Raw genomic sequence first — 15929 nt, forward strand, 5'->3', positions numbered from 1 at the left:
CCCGCTTCCCGTGCGATCGCGCGGGAAGCGGGGCTCGATCCGTCGAACGGGCCGGGTCAGACCAGCCGGGTCTTGGGCGACACGTCGTAGGTGTCCTCGGGGTTCGTGTTCGCCACGTCGCCGAGCGCCTCGTCGATGGCCGCCATCACGTCGGCGCCGAGTCGCACACCCGATGCCTTCACGGTCTCCGCGAGCTGCTCGGGCCGCGAAGCGCCGACCAGCGCGGCGGCGACGTTCTGGTTCTGCAGCACCCAGGCGATCGCCAGCTGCGGCATGGTGAGGCCGGCGTCCGCCGCGATCGGCTTGAGCTTCTGCACGGCGGTGAGGATGTCGTCCTGCAGCAGTCGCTTGATGAACTCCGCACCCGAGTGCGGGTCGGTCGCACGCGAGCCGTCCGGCACGGGCTGGCCGGGCAGGTACTTGCCGCTGAGCACGCCCTGCGCCATCGGCGACCACACGATCTGCGAGATGCCCAGGCTCTCAGCGGTCGGCACGACCTTGCCCTCGATCACGCGGTGCAGCATCGAGTACTGCGGCTGGTTCGAGATCAGCTGGAACCCGAGCTGGCGCGAGAGGGCATGTCCCTCGCGTAGCTGCTCGGCGGTCCACTCCGAGACGCCGATGTACAGCGCCTTGCCCTGACGCACGACATCCGCGAAGGCCTGCATCGTCTCCTCGAGTGGCGTCTCGTAGTCATACCGGTGCGCCTGATAGAGGTCCACGTAGTCCGTGCCGAGCCGCTGCAGCGATCCGTCGATCGACTCGAAGATGTGCTTGCGGCTCAGACCGGTGTCGTTCGGGCCCTTCGGCCCGGTGGGGAAGTACACCTTGGTGAAGATCTCCAGCCCCGCGCGGCGCTGGCCGGCCAGAGCCTTGGCCAGCACGACTTCCGCCGCGGTGTTGGCGTAGGTGTCGGCGGTGTCGAAAGTGGTGATCCCGGCATCGAGTGCGGCGTGCACGGTGGCGATGGCGGCGTCGTCGTCGACTTGCGAGGCATGGGTCACCCAGTTGCCGAAGGTGATCTCCGAGACCTTGAATCCGCTGTTTCCGAGGTAGCGATAGTTGACCATGGATACACGCTATCCGCGATCTGGGTCCGCGCGGCGCGATGCGTCAGGCCTTGACAACGGCGGGACGCGATCCCCTCATCCGCGTCGCCAGAACCACGGCCGCGACGGCAGCGACGAGGCTCACCGCATAGAGCAGAAGCGACCACCGGCTGTGATCGCCACCGCTGATCATGAACGCGTCAGCGAGGTTCATCCCGGGGCCGAACGAGGCGACGAAGTACCCGGGGGTGCCGATGATCAGCAGCAGCAGGAACAGCAAGGCGCTGAGCGTGGGCTCCAGCCGCGATCGGATGCTGAGCACCGCCACCGCGATCGCCGCGACCACTCCGGCGCCGAGCAGCAGCAGCGGCATGGTCACCGGCATGGTCTCGCCGACGGCATCCATCTCCGCATAGATCGCAGCGAGGGATGATCCCGGCACCGCTGCGAGCGGATTCAGCACCAGGATCTGCACGGCGGCGATCAGAGCGTAAGTCGTCACCGCTGCCACGCCGCCGAGCGCGACGCGCAGCGTGGTGACCGCAGGGGCGTTCATGGCGCCATCATGTCAGACCGACGCGGTCTCGCGGATGTCGGCGCGCGTGATCGGCTCGGTCTCCGCACGCTCATTCGCGGACCCGGATGCCCCCGGCCGGGCAGACCTGGCATCCGCAGACGCGCCTGCGGTGGACCGCGCCTCCGCGCCGGTCACGATCGCCGCCCGATCGCGGAAGCCCTCGGCGCTCACCCGGTCGAGCTCCACCTGATTGCGGATCGCGCGGGTGCGCTCGTACAGGGTCGGGTCCCCCCAGCTGGTGAGCACCTTCACCAGCACCGGCAGCAGCTCGATCATGAAGAACAGCGCGGCGATCAGCCAGTGAGCCCAGAGGATCGTCGGCTCCTTGTCGGCCAGGCGGTTCAGCCCGGTGATCTGACTGAGCAGGCCGACGGCACCCGCATTGCCCTGTGCGACGGCGTCGGCACGGGCATTGTAGGCGCCGAGTGCCTGCTGATAGGTCTGCTTCGCGGCGGGCAGCTGATCCTTCGCCTGCGCGCGGTTGGCGGCTTCGGATGCGGTGGTGTTGGCCTTCGCGTCGGACTCCGCCGCGGAGAGGTCGTCGTTCGCGCTGCGCAGCTGCGCGGCGAGGGCGTCGTACGTCTGCTGCGCCTGGGCGAGCTGCGCCTTGGCGGCATCCGAACTCGAGCCCTGCCCGTTCACCCCGGTGCAGCCGGGGACCTCCCCGACTCCTTCACCGGTCAGCTCGCACTGGTACAGCGCGCGGGCGGAGTCGATCACCTTCTGCTGCTCGGCCATCTTGCCCGTCAGCTCGTCGACGGTCGACTTCGCCGCGGTCGTGGATGCCGAGCCCGAGTCGGTGCCGGCGACGACACCCGTCGCTGCCTGGTTCTCGAGTGCGGCGACGCGAGCGGATGCCGCATCCAGCGCCTTCTTCTCCGGACCGCTCTCGAGCGCATCCTGGTCGGTCTGCGCCTGCGTGATGTTCGTGGATGCCACTTCGCGCGCGATGTCGTTGTGGAACACCTGCAGCACCAGCGGTTCGGCGACGAGGAAGCCGATGAGCGCGGCCATGGCCACACGCGGCAGCGCCAGCGCGATGATCTTGCCGACCTTCCGAGTGGAGGTCATGGTCGATGTGAGGAAACGGTCCAGGTTGAAGATGATGGCCGCCCAGACGATGGCCAGTGGCACGGCCACCCAGATGGCCACCTGCACGCCCGTGCTGAGGGCGAACATCATCGAGATCGCCGAGACCAGCGCCGTTCCCAGCAGCACGAAGAACATCTGCACGAACCGCGGGGTCTCGCTCGGCACGCGGTCGAGGACCTCTCCCTCGGCGCCGCCGAGGATGGCAAGGGCGCGCAGCCGCGAGCCGGGGGTGCGCTCGCGCTTCTGGCGGCGGGCGCGCGGGAGACGCGGCGAGCGCGGCGTGCGGGGCGCGCGCGGTGGGGATGCCGGCGCCGGCGATGCAGGCGCATCGTCGGCGGGCGCCTCGCGGGGCTGGTCGACGGGGGCAGGGGTGTCCGACCCCGAGGGCTCGTACTGACGCAGGAATTCGAGGTCGTCGTCTGTCACGGCGCCCTCGGGGGCGCCGGACTCGAACGAGATCCGCCCCTGGGAATCCATGCGGCCAGGGCGATGTGCGGAGTAGGACATCCTATGAGCGTAGGAAACCTCGGCTGTGGGACTGCCGGATGCCGCCTGCGAACGACTCCCAGGAACCGCTGCGCCTTCCCGCGCGCGGTGCCAGGCTGAGAGCATGAAGACGCTCCTGCTGGCCCGCCACGCGAAATCCGACTGGGCAGACCCGGCGGTGCGCGACCATGACCGTCCACTCAATGCCCGCGGGCGCCGGGATGCCCCCGCGATGGCGCGACGTCTCGTCGACGAGGGTGTTGCACTGGCGCACATCGTCTCGAGCACGGCGCTGCGTGCGCGCACGACGGCGGACGCGTATGCCGCCGCCTTCGGCATGGAGGTGGCGGACGAGGCGCTGCTGTACGCCGCCTCGGCGCAGACGATCCTTCGCGTGGCCGCGGAACTGCCCGACGACGCGGACGTCGCGATGCTCGTGGGGCACAACCCCGGGATGGCGGACGCCGTCGCAGAGCTCACCGGGCAGTTCGTGGAGTTCCCGACGTGCGCCGTCGCCGAGTGCACTCTGGACGTGGGCTCCTGGGCAGAGCTGATCTCGGGTTCCGGCGACCTCGTGGCTCTGCGCACCCCGCGCTGATGCTCTTTCGTCGACGATCGTCGACGACGCGCACTCAGGCCAGCGCGGCGGCCTCCGCCTCGTCCTCGCTGGTCGCCACGAGCTGGCCGCAGGCGCCGTCGATCTCCTTGCCGCGGGTGTCGCGCAACGTGGTCGGGATCCCCGCGTCGTTCAAGCGGCGCACGAACTCGTTCTGCACGTGCACCTCTGATGCGGTCCAGATCGATCCGGGAGTGGGGTTCAGCGGGATCGGGTTCACGTGCACCCAGCCCCGCCCGCGGGAGTTGAGCTTCGAGGCGAGCAGGTCGGCGCGCCACGGGTGGTCGTTCATGTCCTTGATCAGGGCGTACTCGATGGACACCCGACGTCCGGTCTTGTCGAAGTACTCCCGTGCGGCATCCAGTGCCTCGCCGACCTTCCACCTCGAGTTGACCGGGATGAGCTCATCGCGCAGCTCGTCGTCGGGAGCGTGCAGCGACAGTGCGAAGGTGACCGGGATGTCCTCGTCTGCCAGCTTCTTGATCGCGGGCACGAGGCCCACCGTGGAGACCGTGATGCCGCGAGCGCTCATGCCCAGGCCGTCCGGCTGTGGCGCCACCATGGTGCGTACGGCATCCATGACGCGCTTGTAGTTGGCCAGCGGCTCGCCCATGCCCATGAAGACGATGTTGCTGACTCGCTCGAGGGAATGATCGCTCGCACGCTTCCCGCCCAGACCGCCATCGGCGATCAGGCGGTTCGCGCGCACGATCTGCTCGATGATCTCCGCCGTCGACATGTTGCGGGTCAGACCCGCCTGGCCGGTCGCGCAGAAGGGGCAGTTCATCCCGCATCCGGCCTGCGACGACACGCACAGCGTGATGCGGCCGGGATAGCGCATGAGCACCGACTCGACCAGCGCCCCGTCGTGCAGACGCCACAGGAACTTGATGGTGTCGCCACGGTCGGTCTCGAGCCGTTTGACCTCGGTGAGCAGGGGCGGCAGCATCCCGGCGACGAGCTGCTCGCGCTGTGCGGCGGGCAGGTCGGTCATCTGCGCCGGATCGGAGGTGTAGTGCGTGAAGTAGTGCGTCGACAGCTGCTTGGCGCGGAACCCCGGAAGCCCGAGCTCCTTCACCTTCTCCACGCGCTCCGCCGGCGTGAGATCAGCCAGGTGCACGGGCGGCTTGCCGCGCTTCGGGCTCGCGAACTGCAGCAGGGGGCGCCCCTCGGCATCCTTCTGCTGCGTCCATCCCTCGGTGGCAGGGCGCACCTGCGTACGGCGCGAAGAGCCCGTGCCGATGTCTTCGCCCGACGCGGCGCTGCCCCGCGGCCGTCCGGTGGCGCGCACCGGGGTGGATTGCGGGCGCGAAGCGTCTGAGGAGGCGGGCATGCATCCAGGTTACGGGTAGCGCCCTCGGAGATTGCCGAGTCCGACTTGTAATTACAGGCTGTTGAGTCTCACAATGAGAGGACCGATCAGAGGAGCGACATGGGTCCAGCACCGAGCGGCGATGACCGCCTCGCACGCACGAGGGAGACGGGCGTGCTCGCCGTGCTGCGGGCGCCCTCGCCGGAAGCGGCGCTGGACGCGGCAGAGGCGATCATCGCCGGGGGCATCACCGGTATCGAGGTCACCTTCTCCACGCCGGAGGCGCCTGCCGTGATCCGCGAGCTCATCCGTCGACACGGAGCGGCCGCCCACATCGGCGCGGGAACCGTGACCACCCGCGCTCAGGCCGAGGACGCGGCGGCGGCGGGCGCGGCCTTCCTGGTGAGCCCCGGCACTCTCCCCGATCTCACCCACGCGATGCGTGACACGGGCCGTGTCGTGATGACCGGAGCGCTGACGCCCACCGAGGTGATGACCGCACGCGACCTCGGCGCTGATGTGGTGAAGATCTTCCCGGCGTCGCTCGGCGGCCCGGGGTATCTGAGCGCGCTGCGCGGACCGTTCCCGGATGCCCCCCTCATGCCCACCGGCGGCGTGACGCCGCAGAACCTCGGCGCGTGGTTCGAGGCGGGAGCGGTCGCGGTCGGCGCCGGCGGAGATCTGGCCAGCTCCGCCGCGATCGCCGCGTCGGACTGGGCCGACCTCGAAGCGCGCGCAAGTCGCTTCGCCGCCGCGCTGGCCGCGAGCCGCTGACCGCCGCGCGGCACAGCGCGCGCCATCATGAGCAGCATGGACATCGGTGCGTGGGCGCTGCTCGCCGTGGCTGCGCTCATCGCCGGAATCGGCAAGACCGCGCTGCCGGGCAGTTCCACCATCGCCGTCGTGATCCTGGCATCCGTTCTGCCCGCACGCACCTCGACGGCGGCGATGCTGCTGCTCTTCATCGTCGGCGACGTCTTCGCTCTCCTCGCCTACCGCCGCCATGCCGACAGACGCACGCTGCTGCGTCTGGCGCCGGCCGTCGTCGTGGGCCTGCTCGTCGGTGCGGGATTCCTCGCACTCAGCAGTGACGCCGTCGTGCGCCGCACCATCGGCGTCATCCTGCTGGCCATGGTGACGCTCACGCTGTGGCGGCGCCGGCGCGCGAGCGCCCCGGCATCCGGTCGCGTCGCGGCAGCAGGCTACGGCACGCTGGCCGGGTTCACCACGATGGTCGCGAACTCCGGCGGCCCGGTGATGTCGATGTACTTCCTGGCCACGCGCACCCCGGTGCAGGTGTTCCTCGGCACCTCCGCCTGGTTCTTCGCGATCGTGAACCTCACGAAGGTGCCGTTCCTCGCCGGCATCGGATTGCTGACCCCCGAGGTGCTGCTGCTGGATCTCACCCTGGCCCCGATGGTCGTCATCGGGGCGCTGCTGGGCATCCGTGTGGCCAAGCGCATGCCGCAGCGACTGTTCGACCGACTGGTGATCGCGCTGACGATCGCCGGTTCGGTCTACCTGCTGTTCTGAGCGGTCAGTCGAGGAAGATGTCGGGGAACAGCCGGTCGTCGGAGGTGCCGGGAACGGCGGCGTACTTCGAGAAGTCGGTGACCCCGTCGGCGGCGAGCACGTCCTCGACGATGAGCGTCTGACCCGTGTACGTCGCGGCAGGCTTGGTGATCACCGCGTAGGCCGCATCGGCGTAGATGTCGGCGGTGCGGCTGGCGGCCATCACCCGGTCCCCGCCGAGGAGGTTCTGGACGGCGGCGGTGGCGATCGTGGTTCGCGGCCACAGCGTGTTGGCGGCGATTCCGGCATCCGCGAACTCGGCAGCCAGACCCAGCGTCGCCATCGTCATGCCGTACTTGGCGAGGGTGTAGCCGGTGTGCGCGCCGAGCCACTTCGGCGAGAGGTTCAGCGGCGGCGAGAGCGACAGGATGTGCGGATTGGCCGACTCGCGCAGCACCGGCACGGCAGCTCGGGAGAGCATGAACGTGCCGCGGACGTTGACGTCCTGCATGAGGTCGTACTTCTTGGCAGAGAGGTCGAGCGATCGCGACAGGTCGATGACGCTGGCGTTGTTGATGACGATGTCGATGCCACCGAACTCGCCCTGCGTCTTCATCACCGCCTCGGTGACCTGGCTGTCGTCGCGGACGTCGCCGACGATCGGCAGGGCCTGGCCGCCCGCGGCGCGGACTGCGTCCGCCGCGGTGTGCACGGTGCCCTCGAGCTTCGGATGCGGGGTGTCGGTCTTGGCGAGCATGGCGATGTTCGCGCCGTCTGCTGCGGCTCGCAGCGCGATGGCCAGGCCGATGCCACGGCTGCCGCCCGACATGAGGATGGTCTTGCCTGCGAGGGTCATGTTCTCTCCTTGCTCTTCATCTACCACCACCGCTACTCGCTCCGGTATGAGTTCCTGCCGCCTGATCCTTGTTCAGGCGACTCGAACTCATACCGGAGCGAGAGGCGGGGTCACTTGGGGGCCATCCGGATCGCACCGTCGAGGCGGATCGTCTCGCCGTTGAGGTAGCCGTTGGCGACGATGTGCTCGACGAGGGCGGCGTACTCGTCGGGCCGACCGAGGCGCGAGGGGTAGGGCACCTGCTGACCGAGCGAGTCCTGCGCGGCCTGCGGCAGCCCGGCGAGCATCGGCGTCTCCATGATCCCGGGCGCGATCGTGCAGACCCGGATGCGGTGGCGCGCGAGTTCGCGCGCGATGGGCAGGGTCATCGCGTGCACGCCGCCCTTCGATGCGGAGTACGCCGGCTGCCCGATCTGACCATCGAACGCGGCAACGCTCGCGGTGTTGACGATCACGCCCCGGTCGCCCGGCTGGCCCTCTGCGGCTGTCGATGGCGCGTTCTGTGCCATGACGGCGGCGGCCTGGGAGATGACGTTGAAGGTGCCGACGAGATTGATCCGGATGATCCGCTCGAAGCCGGCGAGGTCGGCGGGATTGCCGTCGCGATCCAGCACCTTCGCCGGCGGCGCGATGCCGGCGCAGTTCACGACCACGCGCAGGGGCGCGACGGCGTGTGCGGATGCCACCGCAGCGGCGATCTGCTCGGAACTGGTCACATCGGCCGGCAGGAAGAGCCCGCCGAGCTCGGCGGCGATCTGCTCACCGGCGGAGCTCGGCAGGTCGATGATGGCGACCCGCGCTCCGGCGGCGGACAGCCGGCGGGCGGTGGCGAGTCCGAGGCCGCTGGCACCGCCGGTGATCAGCGCGCCCTGTCCAGAGATCTGCATCGTGTTCTCCTTCGAACGGTGCGGCGGCGGTCGGCCACCACTGCGACTGAGTCTCAGCATATGTGACCTCGAGTATCTCCCGCTGGCGGGATCGCCGCGGCGGGAGGATGCTGGGGACATGGAACTCCGTCGCAGACGAGCCTACGACACCCCCTCTCCGGACGACGGGTTCCGGGTGCTCGTCGACAGACTCTGGCCGCGCGGTGTCTCGAAGGAGCGCGCAGCGATCGACCTGTGGGCGAAGGAGGTCGCGCCCAGCGTCGAGCTGCGCCACGATTGGCATGCGGCGCCCGAGGCCGGCTTCGATGTGCACGCGCAGCGCTATCGAGCGCAGCTGGAGCACGAGAGCGCCGACGCGCTGCAGGCGCTGGTGGATGAGCTGCGGGGCCGGCCCATTGTCACCCTCGTGTACGCGCTGCACGACACCGAGCACAATCACGCGGTAGTGCTGGCGGATGTGCTGCGCGAGCGACTCGGCTGACTTTCGATTCAGGTCCAGACGAAGCGGAAGACTCCAGCCGCGACGGCCGCGACGATCGCGATCGTCATGATCGCCGCCCCGCCCAGCAGCGCCAGCGCGTCACGCGGATGCAGCCGGGATGGTCGCCACCAGGTGCGTCGGATGCCAGAGCCGAAGCCGCGCGCCTCCATGGCCATCGCCAGCTTGGTGCCCCGGCGCACCGCGAACACGAGCAGCACGAACGCCATCGAGAAGAACCGGCGCAGCGCACCCCGATCACCTACACCGCGAGCCCGGCGCGCGAGCGCCATGGTGCGCCAGTCGTCGAGGAAGAGTCCCAGCATCCGCGCCCCCGCCAGCACGCCCAGCACGAACCGGCTCGGCAGATGCGCGACCTGCGCCAGCGCGTCGCCGAGCTCGGTCGGATCGGTGCGCCCGAACAGCAGGATGGTCGGCAGCCCGAGAGCGATCACACGCAGGGTGACCGCGACGGCGAGCGCGATGGAGCCCTCGCTGATCGCAGCGAAGCCGAACTGCCAGAACACCCGTCCTTCGGGTTCGGCGTAGAGCAGCATGCTGACGCCGGCGATCGGCGAGAACACCGCGATCGGCAGCAGCCGCAGCAGCACGGTGCGCACGGGCAGGCCGGTCAGCGGCAGGCACAGCAGCTGCAGCGCGATCGCGACCAGCGCGCTCACCGGGTCGATCGAGGCGAACAGCGGCACCGAAAGCAGCAGTGCCAATACCACCTTCGTCACCGGGTTCACCCCGTCGAGCCAGGTGTGGGGCCGGTCGGCACCCGAGCCGCCCGAAGCAGTCGAAGCACCCGAACCGCCCGAAGCAGTCGAAGCACCCGAACCGCCCGAAGCAGTCGAAGCAGTCGAAGCAGTCGAAGCAGCCGAAGCGGCCGCGGCAGCGTGATCCGCGATCCTGCTCATCGCGCCCCTCCTGCGTGTGCGGCCGCGGCGCGCTCCCCCTCGGCGCCGACAGGGGCGAGCGCGAGGCGGTGCGCGCCCAGGTGCCGCACCACGGCTTCATCGTGGGTGACGGCGACCACGGTTCGTCCGGCGGTCACCTCGGATTGCAGCAGCTCGACCAGGCCGATCCAGCCGCGTCGGTCCTGACCGAAGGTCGGCTCGTCGAGCACGAGCACCTCGGGTGCCGCGGCGAGCACCGTGGCCACCGACAGTCGGCGCTTCTGGCCGCCGCTGAGAGTGAAGGGGTTCGCGAGAGCGAGCGGCGCGAGCTGCAGCCGCTCGAGCAGATCGTCGACGATCCCGTCCACCTGAGTCGCTGAGAGCCCCAGCGCTCGCGGACCGACCGCGAGCTCCTCACGCAGGGTCCTGGCGAGGAACTGGTGCTCGGGCTCCTGGAACACCGTGCCGATCCGCGTGAGAAGTTCACGCGAACTCCACCGCCACGGGCGCCGCCCGGAACGCCCGGCGAGGTCGGCCGCCGCGCGCACCTCGCCCGCCTTCTCGGGCAGCAGGCCGGCCAGTGTGAGAGCGAGGGTGGACTTTCCGGCGCCGTTGGGCCCGGTGATCACGGTCGCGGCCGCACGCGGGATGCCGACCTCCAACCCGGACTGCACGGGCGTGCGCCCGTCGCGCGAGACCGACAGCCCAGTCGCCTCGAGCACGACCGGGGTGCTCTGCGTGGCGGGCAGGCACGGCAGATCGATCTCGTGGTGCGGTACCCACACCCCGGCCTTCGCCAGCGCGTCGCCGTACTCACCGAACACGCGCTGCGGGGAACCGTCCGCCAGCAGCCCGCCATCAGCGGCGAGAACGATCACCCGCGTGAGCAGGTCGAGCCAGACCTCGGTGCGATGCTCGACGACGATGAGCGTCGCGCCGGTGGCATCCAGCACGCGCTCCACGCTGGCGCGCACCTCGTGCACCCCTTCCGGGTCGAGGTTCGCGGTCGGCTCGTCGAGCAGCAGCAGCCCGGGCCGCATCGCCAGCACGCCGGCGAGGGCCAGCCGCTGCTTCTGCCCGCCCGAGAGCGCCTTGGTCGGCCGGTCGAGCGGCACCTCGAGTCCGACAGCGTCGAGCGCGGTCTGCACGCGGTCGCCGATCTCCGCGGCGGGGACGCCGATGTTCTCGCAGCCGAACGCCACATCGTCGCCCACCTTCGAGAGCACCACGCCGGCATCCGGGTCCTGCAGCACGAGGCCGACCGCCCCCCGACGCGACTCCGGGGCGGCGCCGTCGACGAGCAGCTCGCCGGCGCGCTCACCCTCGTCGGCGTCGCCGAGCACTCCGGCGAGTCCGGCGAGCAGCGTCGACTTGCCGGCGCCCGAGGCGCCCAGCAGCAGCACCCGCTCGCCGGGCTCGATGGCGAAGGACACATCGCTCACCGCGGGCAGTCGCCGGCCGGCATAGCGCCAGCCCCACCCGTTCGCGGTGACGCGGGCCGGGGAGGACATCCTCAGACCTCCTGGCGCACTTCCCGGCCAGCCGCGAAACGGCTGAGCGCGCCGGTCGCGGCGAGTGCGCGCACCAGCATCCAGCCGACCACCCCGGCGAGCACGGCGCCCGAGACGATCAGCGTGCCGAGGTAGATCAGGTTGAACTCGATGCTCTTGAGAAAGTTCGGCGAGGAGCCGTAGAACATCTCGAAGATCCAGGCGGCCACCGCTGCTCCGATCCCGGCGAGTGCCGCCACGATGACACCGAAGCGGCGGTACAGGAAGAGCGCGAAGATCAGCTCGGCCCCGAGACCCTGCACGAGGCCGGAGAGCACGGTCGAGACACCCCACACGTTGCCGATCAGCATGGAGATGATCGCGGCAACCACTTCGACGACGAGCGCGGCACCGGGCTTGCGGATCACGAGCCCGCCGATCACGCCGCCGATCAGCCAGATCCCGACCGCGATGCCGCCCAACCCGGGCGTGAGAGCGTCCGCCGCTCCCCACCACGCGCCGCCGATGATGTTCCAGGCCCAGAAGATCAGGCCTGTCGCGACTCCCAGCACCGCGGCGACGACGATGTCCACGACTCGCCAGCGCAGATTCGGTGCGGCTGAGGCGGTGGTGGTGTTCGCGGCGACGGATGCAGACGTGGACGTACTCATATGAACTCCTCCCTGCGCCGGCATGATCCGGATCAGGTTCAACGGTCGAAGCGCGTGTCGCTTCCTCTCAGCCCGGCTGACCGGACTCCCGTGGTGATGGCTCGATCATAGCCCCGCCGGTGCGGCTCGGGCGGACTGTTTCGCCTGCCGAAACAACGGCCCTGTACCGTGGTCGGGTGGGCACCACTCCGGAATCGACGCGCTCGGTCACGCGTCGCACGCTGCGCGAACGCGGGCGCTCGCGCGGTGCCCGTGTGGATGCCGGCGGCGCGCTGCCGATGTTCGGCGACAGCCTCGGTCCGGAGCTGGCCACGACCCGCGATACTGAGGCAGTGACCGCCACCGATCCCGCGATCGACCCTGCGAACGACCCCGTGATCGCCGAGGAGTCCGCACACGAGTCCGCCGACGAGTCCGCGGACGGGTCGGTCGTCGCTCCGGTGCGCCGGGTGTGGGCGGATGAGGCGCGCCCGCCGACGGCGCTCACCTGGCTCGCCGCCGACAGCGTGCTCGCGGAGCCCGGGGAGGCGCCTGCCACCGCTGACCTGTTCGCCGGCGCCGCGCTGACCCCGGAGTGGCGGCGTCCGCGCATCCTCGTGCCAGTCGGGATCGTCGCCGCCCTCTGCGCGGGGTACGTCTCCACCACGCTGCTGTGGTCACTGGACGAGATCGCCCCCACCGTGCAGGCGTCCTCGGTGCAGATCGCGCCGGCACCTCCCGCGAGCGTCGCCTGGCCCGCCACGGGAAGTGCGGCCGTCGGCATCCCCGGCATCCCCACGGTCGCGTCGACGAGCACGCCGAGCGAGATCGCCAGCATCACCAAGGTCGTCAGCGTGCTCATGGTGCTCGACGAGCTGCCGATGAAGGTCGGCGAGCAGGGGCCGAGCTTCTCGTTCACCTACGCCGACACGCTGGACTACTGGCGCTATCGCAGCAGCGACCAGTCGTCCCTCGATGTGCCGGTCGGCGGCAGCCTGACGGAGTATCAGATGCTGCAGGGCATCCTGCTCGGCTCGGCGAACAATTACATCGACCGCCTGGCGGAGGAGCTGTGGGGCTCGCCACGCGGCTTCGCCGAGGCGGCCGAGCGATGGCTGAATGACCGCGGCATCACGGATGTGACGCTGAAGTCGCCCTCCGGGTTCAGCGAGCAGAACGTCGCCAGCCCGGCGTCGCTGATCCGGATCGGCGAACTCGCGATGGCGAACCCGGTGTTCGCCGAGATCGTCGCCACCCGCACCGCGGAGATCCCCGGCGTCGGCGTGGTGACGAACACGAACGAGATGCTGGAGGATCCGGGGGTGGTCGGCGTGAAGACCGGCACCCTCGAGCACTGGAACCTGCTCACCGCCAAGGATGTGCGCGTGGGCGACACCACCGTGCGCGTGTACACGTCGGTGCTCGGTCAGGACAGCAACGACGACCGCATCGCCGCCACGCGCGCGCTGCTGGCCGGCGTCGAGGCCGACCTCGTCGCGCAGGAACCGGCCGTGCCGGCCGGCACCGTCGTCGGGCAGGTGCGCACCGAGTGGGGCGAGCGTGTGGATGTCGTGACGGATGCCGACGTGCCCCTCGTGCTCTGGAACGGCGCCCCCGGCAGCGCCTCGACCGAGTTCTCTCTCGGCGAGCGCGCCGCGGCGGGGTCGACCGTGGGCACCCTCACGGCGGAGGGTCCGCTGAACACCGCCCAGTCGTCGGTGTCTCTCGCCGACGACGTCCCCGCTCCCAGTGCCTGGTGGCGCCTGACGCATCCTCTCGAGCTGTTCGGCCTCGACAAGGACTGACCGGCCGGCGGGATCAGTCGCGCGGCTCGGACGTCGTCGTCTCCGCGCCCCGCACCGCCTCCGCCAGGCGCTTCGCATCCGCCGCCTCTGCGACGGCCTCCTCGGCAGCCGCCTCCGCCGCGTCGTCGGCTCGATCGGCAACGTGCACGGGTGTCGCGGCGGTCAGCGACTCCTCGGCGTCGATGTCGGTCGCCGCCTGCTCGAACTGCGACTGGTACAGCCGCCAGTACGCCCCGCGGCGGGCGATCAGCTCGTCGTGGTCGCCCTGCTCCACGATGTCGCCGTGCTCCATCACGAGGATGAGGTCGGCGTCGCGGATGGTCGAGAGCCGGTGCGCGATGACGAAGGAGGTCCGCCCTGCGCGCAGCGCGGCCATGGCGTTCTGCAGCAGCAGCTCGGTGCGCGTGTCGACGGCGCTGGTGGCCTCGTCGAGGATGAGGATCGACGGCTGCGACACGAAAGCGCGGGCGATCGTGATCAGCTGCCGCTCCCCCGCCGAGACGTTCGACGCGTCCTCATCGAGCACCGTGTCGTACCCCTCGGGCAGCGCGTGCACGAAGCGGTCGACGTACGTCGCGGTCGCCGCCGCGATCACCTCGTCATCGGTCGCGGTGGACTTGCCGTAGCGGATGTTCTCGCGAATGGATCCCGCGAACAGCCACGGATCCTGCAGCACCATCCCGGTGCGCGAGCGCAGCTCGTCCCGGCTGATCTCGGCGATGTCCTGCCCGTCGAGCAGGATGCGCCCCGAGTTCAGCTCATAGAACCGCATGATGAGGTTCACCAGCGTGGTCTTGCCGGCACCGGTCGGGCCGACGATCGCCACCGTCTGGCCGGGCTTCACTCGGAACGACAGGTCGGTGATCAGCGGCCGGTCCGGCGTGTACGAGAACGCGACGTCCTGGAACTCGATGACGCCGCCGCTGACCTGGTTCCCTGAGCCTGCCGAAGGGCGGGAGGGCGTGGACTCGGCATCCGGCGCCTGCTCGTCCGCGTCGAGAAAGTCGAACACCCGCTCGGCGGATGCCGTACCCGACTGCACGACGGCGGCCATGCCGCCGAGCTCGCTGAGCGGCTGGCTGAACTGCTGCGAGTACTGGATGAACGCCTGCACGTCGCCCAGACGCAGGTTGCCGCCCGCGACCATCAGTCCGCCGAGCACGGCGATGCCGACGTAGGTGAGGTTCCCCACGAACATCATGGCGGGCATGATGATGCCGGAGAGGAACTGCGCCTTGAAGCTCGCCTGGAACAGCTCCTCGTTCTCGGCCTGGAAGCTCTGCAGCGCGTCCTTCTCACGACCGAAGACCTTGACCAGCGCGTGACCGGAGAAGGCCTCCTCCACCCGCGCGTTCAGACGGCCCACCTTGCGCCACTGCGTGCCGAAGGCCTTCTGCGAGCGGGGGCCGATGACGCCGAAGATGACGCCCATCAGGGGCAGCGAGACGAGGGCGACCAGCGCCAGCTGCCAGGAGATCGAGAACATCATGACCAGCACGCCGACCACTGTGAGCACGCTGGTCAGAGCACCCGACAGCGACTGCTGCATGGTCTGGGTGATGTTGTCGATGTCGTTGGTGACGCGCGAGATCAGCTCGCCGCGCTGCACCTTGTCGAAGTACGACAGCGGCAGACGGTTGATCTTCGCCTCCACGTCCTCGCGCAGACGCCACATGGTGCGCACCATGATCACGTTGATCACGTAGCCCTGCAGCCAGCTGAGGATCGCCGAGACGACGTAGATCGCCAGCACGGCGACGATGATCATGCGCAGCCGCTCGAAGTCGACTCCCGCGCCGACCTGGAAGCTGTCCATGGCGCCGACCATGTTGGCGAAGTCGTCCTGCCCGGCACCGCGCAGCGCGTCGACCACCTGCTGCTTGCTGGTGCCCCGCGGGAAGCCCGGGAAGTCGCCGAAGCCCGTGGCGAGGATGTGCGAGACGAAGCCCTCGTACACGACGTTGGTCGCCTCGCCGAGCACCTTGGGCGCTGCGACGGCGAGCACGACGCCGACCGCTCCGAAGAACGAGACCAGCGCGAACCACCACGCCGATGGCTTGAGCAGCCCGATCATCCGCCGGAAGCTGGGCCCGAAGTGATCGGCCTTGCCGGGCGCGGGGCCGGAGAACATGCCGCCGCCCTCGAGGCGCGCCTTCTCGGCGAGCTCGGCTTCCTCCTTCTCGGCGTCGGTCATCTCGACCTGCGCCGTGCTCTGCCCGC

13 protein-coding genes, 2 pseudogenes and 1 riboswitch are annotated in these 15929 nt (G+C 69.9%); of the genes and pseudogenes, 5 read left to right on the forward strand and 10 right to left on the reverse strand.

Going from position 1 to position 15929, the window contains the following annotated elements; genetic code table 11:
- Positions 1-56: 56 nt before the first annotated feature.
- The 3 genes from WFG93_RS01065 to WFG93_RS01075 are packed head-to-tail and all read right to left on the reverse strand — an operon-like array spanning position 57 to position 3225.
- Positions 57-1070, reverse strand: coding sequence for an aldo/keto reductase family protein (locus tag WFG93_RS01065; protein ID WP_336644464.1), 1014 nt, complete (start codon positions 1068-1070; stop codon positions 57-59).
- A 43-nt stretch (positions 1071-1113) separates the two neighbouring features.
- Positions 1114-1605, reverse strand: a complete 492-nt coding sequence (locus WFG93_RS01070) for a hypothetical protein (protein WP_336644465.1) — start codon at positions 1603-1605, stop codon at positions 1114-1116.
- 12 nt (positions 1606-1617) lie between these two features.
- A complete protein-coding gene (locus tag WFG93_RS01075) occupies positions 1618-3225 on the reverse strand; it encodes a DUF4407 domain-containing protein (protein ID WP_336644466.1) in 1608 nt (535 codons plus the stop codon).
- A 103-nt stretch (positions 3226-3328) separates the two neighbouring features.
- Here WFG93_RS01075 and WFG93_RS13965 point away from each other — a divergent pair.
- Positions 3329-3547 (forward strand): annotated as a pseudogene (locus tag WFG93_RS13965) (SixA phosphatase family protein); the annotation flags it as partial.
- A 289-nt stretch (positions 3548-3836) separates the two neighbouring features.
- Here the strand turns inward: WFG93_RS13965 and rlmN are convergent.
- Positions 3837-5153, reverse strand: coding sequence for a 23S rRNA (adenine(2503)-C(2))-methyltransferase RlmN (gene rlmN, locus WFG93_RS01085; RefSeq protein ID WP_336644468.1), 1317 nt, complete (start codon positions 5151-5153; stop codon positions 3837-3839).
- 99 nt (positions 5154-5252) lie between these two features.
- Here rlmN and WFG93_RS01090 point away from each other — a divergent pair, with 99 nt between their 5' ends.
- Together WFG93_RS01090 and WFG93_RS01095 are read left to right on the forward strand one after the other, a co-directional pair.
- On the forward strand, positions 5253-5906 hold the full coding sequence (locus tag WFG93_RS01090) for a bifunctional 4-hydroxy-2-oxoglutarate aldolase/2-dehydro-3-deoxy-phosphogluconate aldolase (RefSeq protein WP_336644469.1): 654 nt from the start codon (positions 5253-5255) through the stop codon (positions 5904-5906).
- Positions 5907-5933: 27 nt separating this feature from the next.
- A complete protein-coding gene (locus WFG93_RS01095) occupies positions 5934-6665 on the forward strand; it encodes a sulfite exporter TauE/SafE family protein (protein ID WP_336644470.1) in 732 nt (243 codons plus the stop codon).
- Between the two features lie 4 nt (positions 6666-6669).
- Here the strand turns inward: WFG93_RS01095 and WFG93_RS01100 are convergent, their stop codons facing one another.
- Both WFG93_RS01100 and WFG93_RS01105 read right to left on the reverse strand, forming a co-directional pair.
- Positions 6670-7500 (reverse strand): SDR family oxidoreductase, encoded by an 831-nt coding sequence (locus WFG93_RS01100; protein ID WP_336644471.1) that lies wholly within the window; start codon positions 7498-7500, stop codon positions 6670-6672.
- Between the two features lie 110 nt (positions 7501-7610).
- Positions 7611-8387 carry an SDR family NAD(P)-dependent oxidoreductase gene (locus tag WFG93_RS01105; RefSeq protein ID WP_336644472.1) on the reverse strand — a complete coding sequence of 259 codons (777 nt, stop codon included), beginning with the start codon at positions 8385-8387 and terminating at the stop codon, positions 7611-7613.
- 118 nt (positions 8388-8505) lie between these two features.
- Here WFG93_RS01105 and WFG93_RS01110 point away from each other — a divergent pair, with 118 nt between their 5' ends.
- Positions 8506-8868 carry a DUF488 domain-containing protein gene (locus WFG93_RS01110; RefSeq protein WP_336644473.1) on the forward strand — a complete coding sequence of 121 codons (363 nt, stop codon included), beginning with the start codon at positions 8506-8508 and terminating at the stop codon, positions 8866-8868.
- 8 nt (positions 8869-8876) lie between these two features.
- Here WFG93_RS01110 and WFG93_RS01115 read toward each other — a convergent pair.
- From WFG93_RS01115 to WFG93_RS01125, 3 genes and pseudogenes are all read right to left on the reverse strand, one after another.
- Positions 8877-9626, reverse strand: a pseudogene (locus WFG93_RS01115) (energy-coupling factor transporter transmembrane component T family protein); the annotation flags it as partial.
- A gap of 155 nt (positions 9627-9781) precedes the next feature.
- Positions 9782-11275 carry an ABC transporter ATP-binding protein gene (locus tag WFG93_RS01120; RefSeq protein ID WP_336644474.1) on the reverse strand — a complete coding sequence of 498 codons (1494 nt, stop codon included), beginning with the start codon at positions 11273-11275 and terminating at the stop codon, positions 9782-9784.
- Positions 11276-11277: 2 nt separating this feature from the next.
- On the reverse strand, positions 11278-11925 hold the full coding sequence (locus WFG93_RS01125; protein WP_336644475.1) for an ECF transporter S component: 648 nt from the start codon (positions 11923-11925) through the stop codon (positions 11278-11280).
- Positions 11918-12027, reverse strand: a riboswitch (TPP riboswitch). It overlaps the preceding gene by 8 nt.
- 74 nt (positions 12028-12101) lie before the next feature.
- On the opposite strand from WFG93_RS01125, the gene WFG93_RS01130 reads away from it, so the two are divergent.
- Entirely contained in the window at positions 12102-13709 is a 1608-nt protein-coding gene (locus tag WFG93_RS01130) for a D-alanyl-D-alanine carboxypeptidase family protein (RefSeq protein WP_336644476.1), read from the forward strand.
- Positions 13710-13722: 13 nt separating this feature from the next.
- On the opposite strand, the gene WFG93_RS01135 is transcribed toward WFG93_RS01130, so the two are convergent.
- Positions 13723-15903: an ABC transporter ATP-binding protein gene (locus WFG93_RS01135; RefSeq protein ID WP_336645041.1), complete on the reverse strand. Its 2181-nt coding sequence runs from the start codon at positions 15901-15903 to the stop codon at positions 13723-13725.
- Positions 15904-15929 lie beyond the last annotated feature (26 nt).

The sequence above is a fragment of the Microbacterium sp. USHLN186 genome (genome assembly GCF_037145155.1).
Lineage (GTDB): Bacteria > Actinomycetota > Actinomycetes > Actinomycetales > Microbacteriaceae > Microbacterium.

Coding starts and splice junctions, on each gene's coding strand:
- WFG93_RS01065 (WP_336644464.1), bottom strand. CDS start 1,070: ATGGTCAACTATCGCTACCTCGGAAACAGCGGATTCAAGGTCTCGGAG.
- WFG93_RS01070 (WP_336644465.1), bottom strand. CDS start 1,605: ATGAACGCCCCTGCGGTCACCACGCTGCGCGTCGCGCTCGGCGGCGTG.
- WFG93_RS01075 (WP_336644466.1), bottom strand. CDS start 3,225: ATGTCCTACTCCGCACATCGCCCTGGCCGCATGGATTCCCAGGGGCGG.
- rlmN (WP_336644468.1), bottom strand. CDS start 5,153: ATGCCCGCCTCCTCAGACGCTTCGCGCCCGCAATCCACCCCGGTGCGC.
- WFG93_RS01090 (WP_336644469.1), top strand. CDS start 5,253: ATGGGTCCAGCACCGAGCGGCGATGACCGCCTCGCACGCACGAGGGAG.
- WFG93_RS01095 (WP_336644470.1), top strand. CDS start 5,934: ATGAGCAGCATGGACATCGGTGCGTGGGCGCTGCTCGCCGTGGCTGCG.
- WFG93_RS01100 (WP_336644471.1), bottom strand. CDS start 7,500: ATGACCCTCGCAGGCAAGACCATCCTCATGTCGGGCGGCAGCCGTGGC.
- WFG93_RS01105 (WP_336644472.1), bottom strand. CDS start 8,387: ATGCAGATCTCTGGACAGGGCGCGCTGATCACCGGCGGTGCCAGCGGC.
- WFG93_RS01110 (WP_336644473.1), top strand. CDS start 8,506: ATGGAACTCCGTCGCAGACGAGCCTACGACACCCCCTCTCCGGACGAC.
- WFG93_RS01120 (WP_336644474.1), bottom strand. CDS start 11,275: ATGTCCTCCCCGGCCCGCGTCACCGCGAACGGGTGGGGCTGGCGCTAT.
- WFG93_RS01125 (WP_336644475.1), bottom strand. CDS start 11,925: ATGAGTACGTCCACGTCTGCATCCGTCGCCGCGAACACCACCACCGCC.
- WFG93_RS01135 (WP_336645041.1), bottom strand. CDS start 15,903: ATGACCGACGCCGAGAAGGAGGAAGCCGAGCTCGCCGAGAAGGCGCGC.